This is a genomic window from Bacillus yunxiaonensis (genome assembly GCF_037104695.1).
GTDB classification, from domain to species: domain Bacteria; phylum Bacillota; class Bacilli; order Bacillales; family Bacillaceae_G; genus Bacillus_A; species Bacillus_A yunxiaonensis.
The window spans coordinates 15421-32033 of sequence record NZ_JBAWSV010000003.1 but is presented as its reverse complement, the minus strand read 5'-3'; the positions used below and the strand labels follow the sequence as shown (position 1 = coordinate 32033).

Here is a 16613-nt window from a genome sequence, read left to right as displayed (position 1 = left end):
TATTACTCCTGCTCTGGATCACGTAAATAATATCCAACACCGCGTCTTGTCACAATTAAAGTCGGATGACTTGGATTATCCTCAATTTTCTCACGTAAGCGACGAACAGTTACATCTACTGTACGCACATCACCAAAATAATCATAACCCCAAACAGTTTGTAATAAATGTTCACGTGTCATAACTTGTCCTAAATGCTTCGCTAAGTAATGAAGTAATTCAAATTCACGATGTGTTAGCTCAATGCTTTCCTCACGTTTTGTTACACTATATGCGTTTGGATTAATCACAATTGGGCCAATAATCATCTCTGTATTTTCTTCTTTTTCAGCTGTTCCACCTTGTTGATGACGACGTAAATTCGCTTTTACGCGCGCTAATAGCTCACGTGTACTAAACGGCTTTGTCACATAGTCATCTGCACCCAGTTCCAGTCCAAGAACCTTATCAATTTCAGAGTCTTTTGCTGTTAACATAATAATCGGCATTTCATGGTTTTTTCGTATTTCTCGACAAACCTCTAAACCATCTTTTCCCGGTAACATAATATCTAATAAAACCATATCCGGTTGTTCTTCATTTGCTTTTTCAATTGCTTCATCGCCATCGTGTGCCATCACAATTTCAAAACCTTCTTTTTCCAAGTTAAACTTTAAAATATCTGCAATTGGCTTCTCATCATCAACGACTAAAATTTTCTTTCCCATCATTTTAGTTTCCTCCTGCATATTTAATGCCTTCCTTACAGAAAAACCCCTAGCTTCAACTGCTAGAGGCTTCCTCATTCTATTGTAAAAGAACTACTCTCATTTGTAAAATTGAACAATATAAAAAGGATATTAAGTGGGCCCACCTAATATCCTGAGAGTGGCTCGGGACGGAATCGAACCGCCGACACGAGGATTTTCAGTCCTCTGCTCTACCGACTGAGCTACCGAGCCAAAACATATATATAAAACCACTAATTGTGGTATTAAACAAAAGTGGCGGTCCCGACCGGGGTCGAACCGGCGATCTCCTGCGTGACAGGCAGGCATGTTAACCACTACACCACGGGACCAAAAATAATATATAAAAAAGTGACCCGTACGGGATTCGAACCCGTGTTACCGCCGTGAAAGGGCGGTGTCTTAACCACTTGACCAACGGGCCACGAAAATAAAATGGTGAGCCATGAAGGACTCGAACCTTCGACCCTCTGATTAAAAGTCAGATGCTCTACCAACTGAGCTAATGGCTCATACTCACCAATGTCATGTTCCGTGACGACAAGAGTTATAATACCATAAGATGTTTTATTTTTGCAATACCTTTTTTCATTTTTTTATAAAAACATGAAAAAAGAACTCATTTGAATATGAGTCCTTTCTTCAATATACCGTACTTTTAAGAAAAAAACAAGATTATAGGCCGTATACGTTACGAACAATGTTTGTTTGGTTACGGTCTGGACCAACAGAGAACATAGATAATGGGATACCTGTTAATTGAGACACACGCTCTACATAATGTCTTGCATTTTCAGGAAGATCAGCTAATGTTCTTACACCTGTAATATCTTCTGTCCAACCTGGAAGCTCTTCATATACTGGCTCACATTTTGCTAAGATATTTAAGTTTGCTGGAACTTCATCAAGAATTTCTCCGTTATATTTATATCCAATACAGATTTTCAGAGTTGGAATACCTGTTAATACGTCGATAGAGTTTAAAGATAAGTCTGTAAGACCGCTAACACGACGAGCATGTCTTACAACAACGCTATCGAACCAACCAACACGGCGTGGACGACCTGTTGTTGTACCGTATTCACGGCCAACTTCACGAATTTGATTGCCGATTTCATCATGTAATTCAGTTGGGAATGGGCCATCACCTACACGGCTTGTATATGCTTTACATACACCTACAACGCGGTGGATTTTAGAAGGACCAACACCAGAACCAATTGTTACACCACCAGCCACTGGGTTAGAGGATGTAACGAATGGGTACGTACCTTGGTCGATATCAAGCATAACGCCTTGTGCACCTTCAAATAATACGCGGCGGCCTTCATCTAATGCATCATTTAAAACAACAGATGTATCGCATACGTATTGTGCAATTCGTTGTCCATACTCATAATATTCTTCAAAAATCTCGTCAGCATTGAAACCTTCTGCATCGTACATTTTTTCAAATAAACGATTTTTTTCCGCAAGGTTACGCTCAAGTTTTTCTTTAAATGCTTCACGATCTAAAAGATCTGCCATACGAATACCAACACGAGCTGCTTTATCCATATATGCAGGGCCGATACCTTTTTTCGTTGTACCAATTTTATTATCACCTTTGCGCTCTTCTTCTAACTCATCTTGTTTTAAATGATAAGGTAAAATAACGTGCGCACGGTTGCTGATACGTAAGTTATCAGTGCTTACACCACGATCATGTAAATATTTTAATTCCTCAAGTAATGCTTTCGGATCTACTACCATACCGTTTCCGATAACACAAATTTTTTCTTTATAAAAAATACCAGATGGAATTAAGTGTAATTTATACTTAACACCGCCGAAAACGATTGTATGTCCTGCGTTATTTCCACCTTGATATCTTGCAACTACTTCCGCATGTTCAGAAAGAAAATCAGTAATTTTACCTTTTCCTTCATCGCCCCATTGTGTTCCTACAACTACTACTGAAGACATTATTCAAGCACCTCCGCAATTTTCAAACGAACTTTTCAAACAATATAATTGTACCAAAATGCAAAGAGAAGTCAATTTAAAAACGAACATTTTTTTCACTTTTATCCCTTTCGTTCGTAAGAAATGTTTTTCACAAACAAAAAAGAAGCACATTTTATTATAAGAAATGTGCTTCTTTTTTATACCTTCACTAAGCTGGCGGTGCATGCCCATCATCAAAACGCCGTTCTAAATTCACGAATTTGTTAAACTCCTTCACAAACGCCAGTTCAACTGAGCCTACCGGACCATTACGCTGCTTAGCAATAATAATTTCAATTGTATTTTTGTTTTCTGTTTCCTTGTCATAGTAATCTTCACGATATAAAAAGGCTACTATATCAGCATCTTGCTCAATACTTCCCGATTCACGAATATCAGACATCATCGGACGCTTATCTTGACGAGACTCAACGCCACGAGAGAGCTGAGATAAGGCAATAACTGGAACTTCCAGTTCACGAGCGAGCCCTTTTAGTGTACGAGAAATTTCTGATACTTCTTGCTGACGGTTTTCACCCGATTTTCCACTACCCTGAATAAGTTGTAAATAATCGATTAAAATCATTCCAAGGCCGTGTTCTTGTTTTAGGCGCCTACATTTAGCTCGAATTTCACTAACGCGAATCCCCGGTGTATCATCAATAAAAATACCTGCATTTGAGAGACTCCCCATTGCCATCGTCAGTTTCGCCCAGTCGTCTGAAGTTAAAGATCCCGTACGAAGACGCTGCGCATCAATATTTCCTTCCGCACAAAGCATACGCATAACGAGCTGATCAGATCCCATCTCCAAACTAAAAATCGCAACATTTTCATCTGTTTTCGTAGCAACATTTTGAGCAATGTTTAAAGAAAACGCCGTTTTCCCCACAGACGGACGCGCCGCTACAATAATTAGATCATTACGCTGGAAACCTGCTGTCATACGATCTAACTCTGTGAAACCGGTTGGAATTCCTGTAATATCACCTTTTTGATTATGCAGTAATTCAATTTTATCGTAAGCTGCCACAAGAACATCTTTAATATTTTGAAATCCTTTTGTATTCGTACGCTGGGATACTTCTAGTATTTTCTTCTCTGCTTCATTTAGCAGGCTCTCTACATCATCTTCTCGTTCATAACCATCCGACACAATATGCGTTGCTGTTCGAATAAGCCGGCGCAAAATCGATTTTTCAGCGATAATGCGCGCATAATATCCTACATTGGCAGCTGTCGGTACAGCTTCCGCTAGTTCAGCTAAATAGGAAACACCGCCAATTTCTTCTAACAAATTTTGATTAGCAAGCGCTGCTGTTGCAGTAACTAAATCAATTGGCTCTCCTTTATCAGAAAGATCAAGCATCATTTGATAAATTTTTTGATGTGCTGTTCGATAGAAGTCTTCTGGCATTAACATTTCCGAAGCTGATGTTAATGCTTCTTGATCAAGGAAAATAGCCCCTAGAACGGCTTGTTCAGCCTCAATATTATGCGGAGGGGTACGATCAGCAAATACGTCACTCATACGCAAACCTCCTCTTTAATCTTTTGTTTATTGTTCAGTAACATGTACTTTTACTGTCGCCGTCACTTGTGGGTGTAATTTCACAGTAACATTCGTATATCCTAACGCACGAATTGCGTCATCCATCTCAAATTTACGTTTATCAAGTTTAATGTTGTGAGCTTTTTGTAAGCCATCTACAATTTGTTTACTTGTAATAGAACCAAATAAACGGCCACCTTCACCTGATTTTGCTTTTAATTCTACTGTTAATTTTTCTAGAGTTTCTTTTAATTCCTTGCATTTTTCAAGCTCTAATTCTGCATCTTTTTCTTCCTTGCGTTTCTTCGCATCTAATGTTTTCACATTTGCATTTGTTGCTTCAACTGCAAGACCTTGTTTTAGTAAAAAGTTATTCGCATAACCGTCTGGTACGTTTTTTACTTCCCCTTTTTTACCTTTACCTTTTACGTCTTTTAGAAAAATTACTTTCATGATTGTGTTCCTCCCTCTAAATACTCATTTATAACAGATTGTAGTTTTGCTTCTGCTTCATCAATCGATATGTCTTGCATTTGCGTTGCGGCGTTTGTTAAATGACCGCCCCCACCTAAATGCTCCATAATAAGCTGTACATTTATCTCTCCTAAAGAACGTCCACTAATACCAATAACAGTTTCACTACGCTGTGCAATTACGAAAGAAGCGACTATTCCCGTCATTGTCAGCAATGTATCAGCTGATTGTGCAATTAAGACTTGATCATAAAACCCATCGCCATCTACCTTTGCAATCGCAATCCCATTTTTATAAATGTACGCATTTCGGATTGTTTTTGCAATTTGTAAATAATGCTCCATATCTTCTTTTAATAACTTTTGTACCAATACAGTATCTGCACCATGTGAACGAAGATACGAGGCTGCATCAAATGTGCGTGCTCCGGTGCGGAAAGTAAAACTCTTGGTATCCACAATAATGCCCGCAAGTAAAGCCGTTGCCTCTAGCATATTCATTTTTAAGCGCTTAGGCTGATATTCCAATAGCTCTGTTACAAGTTCTGCCGTAGAAGACGCATACGGTTCCATATAAACAAGTAACGGGTCTTCAATAAAGTCCTCACCGCGGCGATGATGGTCGATTACAACTACATTTTCAATCTTATCAAGCAACCTTTTTTCCATAACCATGGACGGTTTATGTGTATCCACTACAACAAGAAGCGAATCATCATTCGCAAATTCAAGCGCCTGCTGCGGTGTAATAAAACGCGACCATAATTCCTCGTGCTGCTTAACTTCGTCCATTAAACGCTTAATTCCTTTATCAGAATCATTTTCATCTAATACGATATATCCTTCGCGTTCATTCAGCTGTGCTACTTTTAAAATCCCAATTGCAGCTCCGATTGCATCCATATCCGGTGCCCGGTGCCCCATAATAATGATATTGCTGCTTTCTAACACAAGATCTTTTAGAGCATGCGAAATAACGCGTGCACGTACACGAGTGCGTTTTTCCACCGGATTCGTTTTCCCGCCATAAAACTTTACTTTCCCTGTAGCTTGTTTAATTGTCACTTGATCTCCACCTCGTCCAAGTGCCAAATCAAGACCTGATTGCGCCATCGCTCCAAGCTCTGCTAGTGATAAATCACCCGAACCAACACCAATGCTCAATGTAAGAGGAATATTTCGTTTAGACGTTTCTTCACGTACTTGGTCTAAAATATCAAATTTCCCTTTCTCCATTTGCGCTAAAATACTTTCATTTAACACAACGAAAAAACGCTCAGATGAAGCTCGTTTCAAATAAGCTCCATGTTTCACAGCCCATTCATTCAACAAAGATGTAACATGGCTTGTAATGTTTGTACGCAATTGATCATCTAGTCCTTGCGTAACTTCATCATAGTTATCTAAATAGATGACAGCGAGTACCGTTCTTTGGTCTTCATACATTTTCTCAATCTCTGTTTGCTCTGTCACATCAAAGAAATAAATTAACTTTTCTTCTTTCCTGGCAAACACACGAAATTTCCGATTGTTCAAAGATACAATATCATTAGCTGTTTCACCTTTTGTAAATAGAAGCAGGGTCTCTGATAGATCATACAGGTGCCATCCAGCTAACGAATGCTGCCCTAAACAGGAAGATAAATATGGGTTTGCCCAGTCGATTCCATAATCCTTATTATATAGTAAAATTCCAATTGGCATTTGATTGAAAGCCTCATTACTTACCTTTTTAACTCTTGTAATCGTATCGTTCGTATACTTTTCAAAACGTTTTTGAAATGCAAGCTCAAATTTAATAGTAAAAAATAAAACAATACAAAAGACAACAAAGGAAATCATCCCCGTCAACCAATGAAAATAAACGAGAATTGTAATGAGTAAAAACGTTAAAAATGCCAACACATAAACAGGATACAAAAACCGCTGTTTCTTATAAAATTCAGGCATATATACAACTCCTATAAAGTGAAACTTCTATCAGTCAGGTCTTCATTCCTCGACTGATATTTAGTCAAATCCACCAGACTTATCCCCCACTTACAGAGTCTTACAGTCCCATTACGTGCAGGATAAAAGTTTATATTTCTATGTTTCGTTACAAAAAAATGCTTATAAAAAGCACTTTTTTTCAACTACTTATTTTACCTGTACTTTCGACCGTAACGAAAAGCCTAAATCAATTATACCTAAGATTGTCACAAGAGGGAACAAAACTGGCACAAACAAACCTACAACAAAAACTAAGATTAGAATAGCTTTATTATATCCTTTTGCATTTGTAAAAAAAGCAAGGAATGAAAAACCTTGAAACAGCAGTAACAAGGAGAAAATTGCCGATAAATTTAAAAACACCATTTCTAAATATGATCCCGCTTCTGTTTTTGTAAAAGAGGAAAGTAAAACAACAACGACGTATAACCAAACAATATTCTTAGGAATTTGTATATCACGAAATTTCGGCCAAGATTCCGCCGTGTACTTTAATCGTTTTAAGACACGATTAGAAATTAAAATCGTAATCCAAGAATAAAAAAGTGATCCCATAGCAAGTAAAGTTGGTGCAAGCAAGCGAATTGTATTACCCACTTTTTTCAATTCAGCTAGTTGCTCTTCATTTACAGGTGTACCTGCCATTTTCATAAATTTCTCGCTTTGTTCCATTGATTGCTTAAACATGTCTTCCATTTGTTTAATAAAATCGATATTAAAAAACTTCACGCTGACAACATACAGCAATATAAAACTTACAAGATATACAAGTGTCCCTACTAATAAAATTTCAATAATACTTTTTTTCTTTTTATACATATGTCCTAATACAATACCTGTTATTCCGAACATAATTGTATTCACAATACTAAGAGGCGAACTAACAATAAGTGTTACAAGCATCGCTGCCCCTAATAATATACAAGCACTACTTAATGGGTATCTTATCGTAAAAATAAGAAATGGTAACGGCAATGCAAATATACATATAAGCCCTAAAATGGGCATATACAGAGAAGCAAGAAGTAAGACGGCATATAAAGCAAGTAAAACTGCTCCTTCTGTAATGAGTCGTGTGCGCTTCATTATCCACACCTTCTTTCTTATAAAGTGAAACTTCCATCAGCGTTTTTTCATCCCCTACTGATGGAAAGCCCGCCCAATCGGGCACATGCCAACAATTATCCCCCACTCCTCGTTTCTCTTTGGATCTTGAAGTGTGGGTCTTACTGCCCATTAGCACGGGATAAAAAAGAAAAGAATAGCAAAATGCACAGTAGAGTGACACTCTACTGTGCATTTCATGCGTTATTATTCACCAACATATGGTAAAAGTGCCATTTGACGAGCACGTTTGATTGCAACCGTTAATTTGCGTTGGTATTTTGCGCTAGTACCTGTTACACGACGTGGTAAAATTTTACCGCGCTCAGATACAAAGCGTTTTAATAAATCTACATCTTTGTAATCGATATTAGTGATACCGTTAGATGTAAAGAAACATACTTTACGACGTTTCGCACGTCCACCTTTGCGTCCACCTGCCATGTTCATTTCCCTCCATTCTGTTTTAAAATATTCGTTCTATACCATTAAAATGGTAAGTCATCATCCGAAATATCGATTGGTTGACCTACATTTGCAAATGGATCGTCATTTCTAGTAAAGCCAGCATTATTGCCATTGTTACCAGATTGACCAAATGGGTTTTGAGAGCCTTGATTTCCGAATCCTGCTCCCGATGGTTGCTGATTGAATGAACCGCGTTGCTCACCACCGCTATTACGCGGTTCTAAAAATTGTACGTTCTCCGCTAGAACTTCTGTTACATATACACGCTTACCATCTTGTCCATCGTAATTACGAGTTTGAAGACGTCCATCTACGCCTGCTAAGCTACCTTTTTTCAAAAAATTTGCCACGTTCTCTGCTTGTTTACGCCATATTACACAGTTAATAAAGTCAGCTTCACGCTCACCTTGCTGATTCGTAAATGCGCGATTCACAGCTAACGTGAAAGTAGCTACTGCAACACCGTTTGGCGTGTAACGTAAGTCAGGGTCCTTAGTTAAACGACCAACGAGTATAACACGATTCATCAATCGAACCACTCTCCCTATATATCTTTAATGATTATTCTTCGTTTTTAACAACGATGTGACGAATGATATCTTCGCTGATCTTAGCTAAACGATCGAATTCATTAATCGCTTCTGGATTAGAATTTACGTTTAAGATCATGTAGAAACCGTCACGTAAGTCGTTGATTTCGTAAGCTAAACGACGCTTACCCCAATCTTTTGTGTTAATGATTTCTGCACCATTTTCAGTTAAAACGCCTGCAAAACGTTCAACTAAAGCTTTTTGAGCTTCTTCTTCCATGTTTGGACGAATGATGTACATGATTTCGTACTTTTTCATTACACTTTCACCTCCTTTTGGTCTAAACGGCCCATACTGGGCAAGGAGCAATTAATTTATAGTAATTACTCACGAGTTTAGATTATATCATAGTAAGTTAGAGGAAGCAACTCACGGAAATATAAAAAACTTGGCAAACCTAATGAATTTGCCAAGTTAAATACTTTATCCCGCTACTCGTGGGCAGTAGAATCCCCACCTCAAGATTCAGAGAAAGCGAAGAAGCTAGGTGGGGGATAACTGCCCGTAAGAGCCCGATTGGTGAGAGCTTTCCATCAGTTGGGGATGAAGCCCTCCACTAATGGAAGTTTCACTTTATTTTTTTCCTAGGAAATAAAAAAATTATACATTAAAGCGGAAGTGCACAACATCTCCGTCTTTCATAACGTATTCTTTTCCTTCTAATCGTACTTTTCCAGCTTCTTTGGCAGCTGTCATAGAACCATTTTCCATTAAGTCATCATAAGATACTGTTTCTGCACGAATAAATCCACGTTCAAAATCTGTATGAATGATTCCAGCACATTGCGGTGCTTTCATTCCTGTTTTAAATGTCCAAGCACGTACTTCTTGTACACCCGCTGTGAAATAAGTAGCCAACCCTAATAAATCATACGCTGCACGAATTAATTGATCTAGACCAGATTCTGCAATGCCTAGTTCTTCAAGGAAGACTCTCTTTTCTTCTTCATCTAACTCAGCAATTTCTGATTCAATTTTTGCGCAAACAACAATTACTTGAGAGTTTTCTTTTGCAGCAAATTCTTTTACAATTTGTACATATTCGTTTCCAGATGGATCCATTACATCATCTTCACCAACGTTTGCTACATATAACATTTCTTTTACTGTTAATAGGTGAAGACCTTTTACTACTTTCATTTGCTCTTCTGTAAATTCAACTGTACGAGCTGGTTTTCCTTCTTCAAATGCTTCTTTTAAACGAACTAAAATTTCGTGTTCGAATGCAGCATCTTTATCTTTTTGCTTCGCTAATTTTGCCACGCGATCAATGCGTTTATCAACAGATTCTAAATCCGCTAAAATAAGCTCTAAGTTGATTGTTTCAATATCTGAAATCGGATCTACCTTACCCGCTACGTGTGTAATATTTTCATCTTCAAAACAACGAACTACTTGGCAAATTGCATCTACCTGACGAATATGGGATAAGAATTTATTTCCTAATCCTTCACCTTTACTCGCGCCTTTTACAATACCTGCAATATCCGTAAATTCAAATACAGTTGGCACTGTTTTCTTTGGTTCAACAAGTTCTGTTAATTTATTTAAACGATGGTCTGGAACTTCTACAATTCCAACGTTTGGATCTATTGTACAGAATGGATAGTTTGCAGATTCCGCACCCGCTTGTGTAATTGCATTAAATAATGTTGACTTACCTACGTTCGGTAATCCAACGATACCAGCCGTTAATCCCATATTCTTCACTCCTATGTCTCAATCTTCCATCATTATAGATAGTAACGAATAAAATGACAAGCTTCATACAGTTTCATAAAATGAAACTGTATCAAGTAGAGAAGGCACTTTATCCCGTACTGATTATTAGTTAAATCAATCGAGTTTTTTCAAATAGTACTAGCGAAAAAAAATAAACAGCTGCATCAGCCACTGTTTATTTTTTCATCTATTCTTCATGCTTTATAAGTATTTTCTTCACCTTACGATCAAATTCTCTCCGAGGAATCAGTACCGAATGGTCACACCCCTCGCACTTAATACGAATATCCATTCCCATGCGAATAATCTTCCAACGATTTTCACCGCATGGATGGGCTTTTTTCATTTCTACTACATCGTGCAAGTTATATTGCTTTTGCTCCACTATCCAAACTCCCCTCACTACTAATTTGCCTTTTCACTCATCAGCTCTTCACGGTTATATAGAACCATACGTGGATATGGAATTTCAATACCATGTAAATCAAGGCGATTTTTAATTTCTTTACGAAGCGCTCTCGCTACCACAAAATGTTGCATTGGTTCTACTTCAGCTGTAACCCTCAAAACAACTTCTGATGCTGCTAAACTCTGTACACCTAATAATTGCGGACGAGCAACCATTTGCTCATACCTTGTTGGTAATTCATCCAATAACTTTTCAAGAACTTTTTCTGCATGTTCAATATCACTTTCATATGAAATAGAGACATCAACAAAGGCAACACTATTAGTAACAGAGAAATTCGTTACTTCCTTAATATTTCCATTTGGAATAATATGAATCTCACCTGTCCATTTCTTCATTTTCGTTGTACGTAATCCAATCTCTTGAATAACTCCTTCGAATTGGCCTAATCGTACATAGTCCCCTACTGAAAATTGATCCTCTAATAAAATAAAGAATCCAGTGATAACATCTTTAACTAAGTTCTGTGCACCAAAACCAACCGCTAAACCAACAACTCCTGCACCAGCTAATAATCCTTTTGTATCAATTCCAAATACCCCTAAAATAGCGATTATTACAACGAAAAAGATAACATACGTAAAAATATTTTCTAATAACTTTGCTAACGTCATCGTTCTTCTTTCAGAAATTTGAATTGGTGATTTTGTCTTTATTTTGAAAGCATTACTGATAATTGCCCTGCCAATTCGAATAACTATGCTTGAAACAAGCAAAATAAGTGCAATTTGTAGTAAACCCAGACCAATATTTTCCCATAATCCTGCATCTAACAATTTTGTATATAAGTCGTGAAGTCCTTTCATCGCGACCTACCTTTCTACTTCATATTCATTATTTATTGTAACAGAATTTCTCCTATATTTTACGAAAAAAGTTCTTTCATGCGCTTTTTTTTCACACTCTATAAGGTATAAAATAACAGCTTTTTTTATATACTAGTACTAGTATTATTTAGGCTACACGACATACTTCACTAGCATTCATATTTTATAAGTCTCTAGATACAAAAGTGTATATTTCTTTCTACTCATACTTCATCTTTTTACAACAGAGTGCGATCTCACCAATAGGGAAAATTAAAAATATTTCTCAATCTCTACATAACATCATAATGAAGTTCCCCTAACAATAAACGCAATATAATTCATACATTCAAAAGAATGTATAACATGCAATCGTTTTTAGGAACATCAAATTCATATGAATTCGATAAATTCTATTAAAGGATGGATGCTTCGTGAATATCGGAAGTTTTCGGTTACCTTTTTTTGAAAAAGATTCGGAGCAAGTTATGTATCATGATGCAAATTGCAATCAAACAATTAGCAGTTTTCTGCTCTCTCATCTCCCAATTGAAACAAATCCTCCACTTATTATACTTTGTATTGGGACAGACCGATCAACAGGCGATGCATTAGGTCCCCTTGTTGGTTCAAAACTACAAGATTATAACATTCAAAATTTTCATTTATACGGAACATTAGAATCACCAGTCCATGCTTTAAACTTAGAAGAAACGATTACAGAAATACACAAAACATTTATGAATCCCTTTATTATCGCAATTGATGCATGTCTAGGAAAATCTCAAAATATTGGTTCCATTACAATTGGAAAAGGACCTAGTAAACCTGGAGCCGCTATGAATAAAAAACTCCCTGCAATTGGTGATATGCATATCCACGGCATTGTAAATTTAAATGGATTTATGGAATTCTTTGTACTGCAAAACACAAGATTAAACCTTGTTATGAACATGGCTACCAGCATTGCGGAAAGTATTATTGAAACAGATAAAAAACTTGCTGTAATGAAAAAAATAAACCATCTATAAATAAAGATGGTTTATTTTTATTGTTCTCCTGCTAAAAGTTCTAAAATACGTTGTAAATCACCTTTATCGAAAAATTGAATTTCAATTTTTCCTTTTTCTTGCTTCGTTTCTTTAATTTTCACAGCAGTTCCAAATCGCTCTCGTAACACCGTTTCTTGCTCCTCGAAAAAGATATTTCTTGCTGGTTTTTGTTTCTTTGTTTCACGTGAAACATATTCATTCATCTGCTGAATAATTTGTTCTAACTGACGGACATTTAATCCTTCTTTTTCAATTCGTTGTAATAAACTATTGATTTGTGTTTTATCTTTTAAAGCAAGCAACGTTCGTCCGTGCCCCATAGAAATCGTTCCATTTGAAATCATCTCTTGTACAAAAGGTGGGAGGGATAGTAAACGAATGTGGTTTGCAATATGCGGCCTACTTTTTCCAAGCCGCTTTGCTAACTGTTCTTGCGTTACCTTAAGTTGTTCCATGAGCATTTGATACGCTAACGCCTCCTCAATAGGCGTTAAATCTTCACGTTGCAAATTCTCTAGTAGCGCAAGTTCCATCATTTGTTGCTCGTTTAAATCTCGAACAACAACAGGAACTGTTTCGAGATTTGCTTCTTTAGCGGCACGAAATCTTCGTTCACCTGCAACAATTTCATATCCTTTAATACTTTTTCGAACAATAAGCGGTTGTAAAATTCCATGTTCTTTAATGGATGATGCTAACTCTTGAATTGCTTCCTTGTGAAAATATTTACGCGGCTGATATGGGTTAGGACGTAATTCGTTTACTTGCAATTCTTGAATTGTTTCTTCCTCTTTCACATCCAAATCTGGAAAAAACGCATTAATTCCTCTTCCTAGTCCTTTAGCCACCTGCAATCACTTCCTTCGCTAAATCTAAATACACTTCCGCCCCCCTCGACTTAGCATCATACATCATAATTGGTTTACCATGACTCGGCGCTTCACTTAAACGTACATTACGCGGAATAATCGAACTATATACTTTATCTCGGAAATATTTCTTCACTTCATCAATTACTTGTAACCCTAAGTTTGTACGAGCATCCAACATTGTTAGTAAAACACCTTGAATTGCTAAATTTTTATTTAAATGCTTTTGTACAAGGCGAACTGTATTCAACAATTGACTTAACCCCTCTAAAGCGTAATACTCACATTGAACAGGAATAATAACAGAATCTGCAGCAGTTAATGCGTTAATAGTTAATAAACCTAAAGATGGGGGACAATCAATAATAATATAATCATACTCATCACGAATTGGCTGCAGCGCACGCTGCAGGCGAACTTCCCGGGAAATTGTCGGTACAAGTTCTATTTCAGCTCCTGCTAGCTGAATAGTAGCGGGAAGCACATCTAGATTTTCAGTTGCTGTTCTCTGTATAACCCCACGAACATCCGTATCTTCTACAAGCACATTATAAATACATTCATTTAAATCTGATTTTTCAATTCCGACTCCTGTCGTTGCATTCCCTTGTGCATCAATATCAACAAGAAGTACTTTTTTTCCTACTTGTGCCAATCCAGCTCCTAAATTTACCGATGTTGTTGTTTTTCCAACACCACCTTTTTGATTAGCAATGGCAATGATTTTCCCCATGATGTCACCTACTTTCAACCTTTCTGTCTTATTCTACAAATGATTGTTTTTATTTTAACATGAAACAATCCTGTTTCTTTTGTTTCTGTATATTAAACTTCAAAATTTATTTACAAACTCCTTCTTAATTTTAAAAGAAAATATAGTACTTATAAAGTGCAACTTCCATCAGAGAGGTCTTACATTAATACGTGATAAAACAAAAAGACCTCTTCCAACGTTGAGGTCTTTTTTCTATATTTCTATCTTTCTTACTTCTTTTTTGGAATTTTAATTGTAATTTGATAGTATTCATCAAATTCTTCTTCTTCCGAATTCACATTCAAGCCACTATTCGCAACCATTTGTAAAGATTGACGAATTGTATTCATTGCAATACGCATATCGCGACTTACTGCTTTCTGCTTTGCTTTTCGTTTCGGCTTCGTTTCTTCTAACAAGTTAGCAATTCGATCTTCTGTTTGCTTCACATTAAATTGTTTTTCAATAATTTCTTGTAAAACTTTTAATTGAAGCTCTTCATTTTTAAGCGGAATAAGGGCACGAGCATGACGTTCTGTAATACTCTTCTCTAATAACGCTTGTTTAACATCTTCTGGCAACTTTAATAATCTTAGTTTGTTTGCAATTGTAGATTGCCCCTTACCTAGTCGCTGCGCTAGTGCTTCTTGCGTTAAATTATGTAATTCAATTAGCTTTTGATAAGCAACAGCCTCTTCGATTGCCGTAAGTTCTTCTCGTTGCAAATTTTCAATTAGGGCAACAGAAGCGGTCTCAGTATCATTCAAATTTTTAACAATAGCTGGAACAGTTTCCCATCCTAATTTTGTTGCAGCCCGAAACCGTCTTTCACCAGCAATAATCTCATATTTCTCTTCTTCATACTGGCGAACAACAATCGGTTGAATTAATCCATGTGTATGAATTGTAAGAGCGAGCTCTTCAATACGGGCATCATCAAAAATTGTACGTGGCTGATAGCGATTTGGAACAATTTTTGATAACGAAATTTGCTTTATCTCTTCATGGCTTTCTTCTTGTAGTGCTAATTCAGCCTCTTTCTCTCCAAAGCCAAATAAACGAGAAAACGTGTTTCTCATACATATTCCACCACCTTTGAATCCTATTGAATACTCTATACAAAAATGTTTCATGTGAAACATTTACGTCTTTATTCCGCTCTAACGGGCAGTAAGCCCCCGCCTCAATATTATGAGGATCCAAAAAGAAGGTGGTGGATAACTGCCTGTAAAAAGCCCGAATCGTTCAACTAACCATCAGTGATGATAAACAAACTTACTGATAGAAGTTTCACTTTATATAACTTAATCTTACGTCTAATAAGATTTATTTTTCAATAGGTAATTTATTCGGTGTCCCTGGCTTACGCGGATATTTATTTGGTGTTTTTCTCTTTTTCTCAATCGATAAGATGTTACGTTCACTTTCCTCAAATGGTAATTGGAACGTAGCAATTCCTTTCAATTCGCCACCAAGTACTTGCAGAGCATACTTGCCATTCTCAATTTCTTCATTTGCGGCGGAACCTTTCATTGCAATAAATGTTCCCCCTACTTTCACAAGCGGTAAACACAATTCACTTAAGACAGAGAGACGAGCAACAGCGCGTGCCATTACAATATCAAAAGATTCACGTACACCTTCTTTTTTTCCAAATGTTTCAGCACGATCATGACAAAACGCTACGTCAGTTAATTCTAATTTTGTTGCTAAATGATTTAAAAACGTAATACGTTTTTGCAAGGAATCGACAATTGTAACTTTTAAATTTGGAAAACAGATTTTTAAAGGAATACTAGGAAATCCCGCTCCTGCACCAACATCACAAACAGAAAATGGCTTTGAAAAATCATGATAGAAAGCAGCTGTAATAGAATCAAAAAAGTGCTTTAAATATACTTCTTCCTTCTCTGTAATTGCTGTTAAGTTCATTTTTTCATTCCACTCAACTAACGTCTCAAAATAGATTTCAAATTGCTCTAACTGCCTAGTAGAAAGAGTAATGCCTCTTTCTACTAGCATAGATTGAAATTGTCCTATATTCATC

At 36.8% G+C, this 16613-nt stretch carries 17 protein-coding genes and 4 tRNA genes; 1 reads left to right on the top strand and 20 read right to left on the bottom strand.

The window, feature by feature from the left end; translation table 11 throughout:
- Positions 1–2 precede the first annotated feature (2 nt).
- The 16 genes from walR to WAX78_RS09490 form a co-directional block, all read right to left on the bottom strand.
- Positions 3–710 (bottom strand): cell wall metabolism DNA-binding response regulator WalR, encoded by a 708-nt coding sequence (gene walR / locus WAX78_RS09565; protein ID WP_336482051.1) that lies wholly within the window; start codon positions 708–710, stop codon positions 3–5.
- 158 nt (positions 711–868) lie between these two features.
- A tRNA-Phe gene (locus WAX78_RS09560) sits at positions 869–941 on the bottom strand.
- 43 nt (positions 942–984) lie between these two features.
- Positions 985–1060: transfer RNA gene (locus WAX78_RS09555), tRNA-Asp, on the bottom strand.
- 20 nt (positions 1061–1080) lie between these two features.
- Positions 1081–1152 (bottom strand) — tRNA-Glu (locus tag WAX78_RS09550).
- A gap of 12 nt (positions 1153–1164) precedes the next feature.
- A tRNA-Lys gene (locus tag WAX78_RS09545) sits at positions 1165–1240 on the bottom strand.
- Positions 1241–1403: 163 nt separating this feature from the next.
- Positions 1404–2693: an adenylosuccinate synthase gene (locus WAX78_RS09540; RefSeq protein WP_336482050.1), complete on the bottom strand. Its 1290-nt coding sequence runs from the start codon at positions 2691–2693 to the stop codon at positions 1404–1406.
- 190 nt (positions 2694–2883) lie between these two features.
- Complete coding sequence (dnaB, locus tag WAX78_RS09535; protein ID WP_336482049.1) at positions 2884–4245, bottom strand: replicative DNA helicase; 1362 nt, start codon at positions 4243–4245, stop codon at positions 2884–2886.
- A 27-nt stretch (positions 4246–4272) separates the two neighbouring features.
- Complete coding sequence (gene rplI, locus WAX78_RS09530; RefSeq protein ID WP_098310138.1) at positions 4273–4719, bottom strand: 50S ribosomal protein L9; 447 nt, start codon at positions 4717–4719, stop codon at positions 4273–4275.
- Positions 4716–6689 carry a DHH family phosphoesterase gene (locus WAX78_RS09525; RefSeq protein ID WP_336482048.1) on the bottom strand — a complete coding sequence of 658 codons (1974 nt, stop codon included), beginning with the start codon at positions 6687–6689 and terminating at the stop codon, positions 4716–4718. The genes rplI and WAX78_RS09525 overlap by 4 nt, the downstream gene beginning before the upstream one ends.
- Before the next feature lie 189 nt (positions 6690–6878).
- Entirely contained in the window at positions 6879–7817 is a 939-nt protein-coding gene (locus WAX78_RS09520) for a YybS family protein (protein WP_336482047.1), read from the bottom strand.
- Positions 7818–8042: 225 nt separating this feature from the next.
- Entirely contained in the window at positions 8043–8279 is a 237-nt protein-coding gene (gene rpsR, locus WAX78_RS09515) for a 30S ribosomal protein S18 (RefSeq protein WP_098310141.1), read from the bottom strand.
- Between the two features lie 44 nt (positions 8280–8323).
- Positions 8324–8833, bottom strand: coding sequence for a single-stranded DNA-binding protein (ssb, locus tag WAX78_RS09510; RefSeq protein ID WP_336482046.1), 510 nt, complete (start codon positions 8831–8833; stop codon positions 8324–8326).
- Between the two features lie 31 nt (positions 8834–8864).
- Positions 8865–9152: a 30S ribosomal protein S6 gene (gene rpsF, locus WAX78_RS09505; RefSeq protein WP_336482045.1), complete on the bottom strand. Its 288-nt coding sequence runs from the start codon at positions 9150–9152 to the stop codon at positions 8865–8867.
- Between the two features lie 342 nt (positions 9153–9494).
- Positions 9495–10595, bottom strand: coding sequence for a redox-regulated ATPase YchF (gene ychF, locus WAX78_RS09500; protein ID WP_336482044.1), 1101 nt, complete (start codon positions 10593–10595; stop codon positions 9495–9497).
- A 208-nt stretch (positions 10596–10803) separates the two neighbouring features.
- On the bottom strand, positions 10804–11001 hold the full coding sequence (locus WAX78_RS09495) for a DUF951 domain-containing protein (RefSeq protein ID WP_336482043.1): 198 nt from the start codon (positions 10999–11001) through the stop codon (positions 10804–10806).
- Positions 11002–11021: 20 nt separating this feature from the next.
- The gene (locus WAX78_RS09490; RefSeq protein WP_336482042.1) at positions 11022–11891 is read right to left on the bottom strand and encodes a mechanosensitive ion channel family protein; all 870 of its coding nucleotides are present in this window, start codon (positions 11889–11891) and stop codon (positions 11022–11024) included.
- 434 nt (positions 11892–12325) lie between these two features.
- On the opposite strand from WAX78_RS09490, the gene yyaC reads away from it, so the two are divergent.
- Entirely contained in the window at positions 12326–12922 is a 597-nt protein-coding gene (gene yyaC, locus WAX78_RS09485; protein ID WP_336482041.1) for a spore protease YyaC, read from the top strand.
- A 17-nt stretch (positions 12923–12939) separates the two neighbouring features.
- Here the strand turns inward: yyaC and WAX78_RS09480 are convergent, their stop codons facing one another.
- The 4 genes from WAX78_RS09480 to rsmG form a co-directional block, all read right to left on the bottom strand.
- Entirely contained in the window at positions 12940–13791 is an 852-nt protein-coding gene (locus WAX78_RS09480; protein ID WP_336482040.1) for a ParB/RepB/Spo0J family partition protein, read from the bottom strand.
- Entirely contained in the window at positions 13784–14545 is a 762-nt protein-coding gene (gene soj / locus WAX78_RS09475) for a sporulation initiation inhibitor protein Soj (protein WP_253631050.1), read from the bottom strand. Before soj ends, WAX78_RS09480 begins: the two co-directional genes overlap by 8 nt.
- 251 nt (positions 14546–14796) lie before the next feature.
- The gene (gene noc, locus WAX78_RS09470) at positions 14797–15645 is read right to left on the bottom strand and encodes a nucleoid occlusion protein (RefSeq protein ID WP_336482039.1); all 849 of its coding nucleotides are present in this window, start codon (positions 15643–15645) and stop codon (positions 14797–14799) included.
- Between the two features lie 247 nt (positions 15646–15892).
- On the bottom strand, positions 15893–16612 hold the full coding sequence (gene rsmG / locus WAX78_RS09465; protein ID WP_336482038.1) for a 16S rRNA (guanine(527)-N(7))-methyltransferase RsmG: 720 nt from the start codon (positions 16610–16612) through the stop codon (positions 15893–15895).
- Between the last annotated feature and the right edge of the window lies 1 nt (position 16613).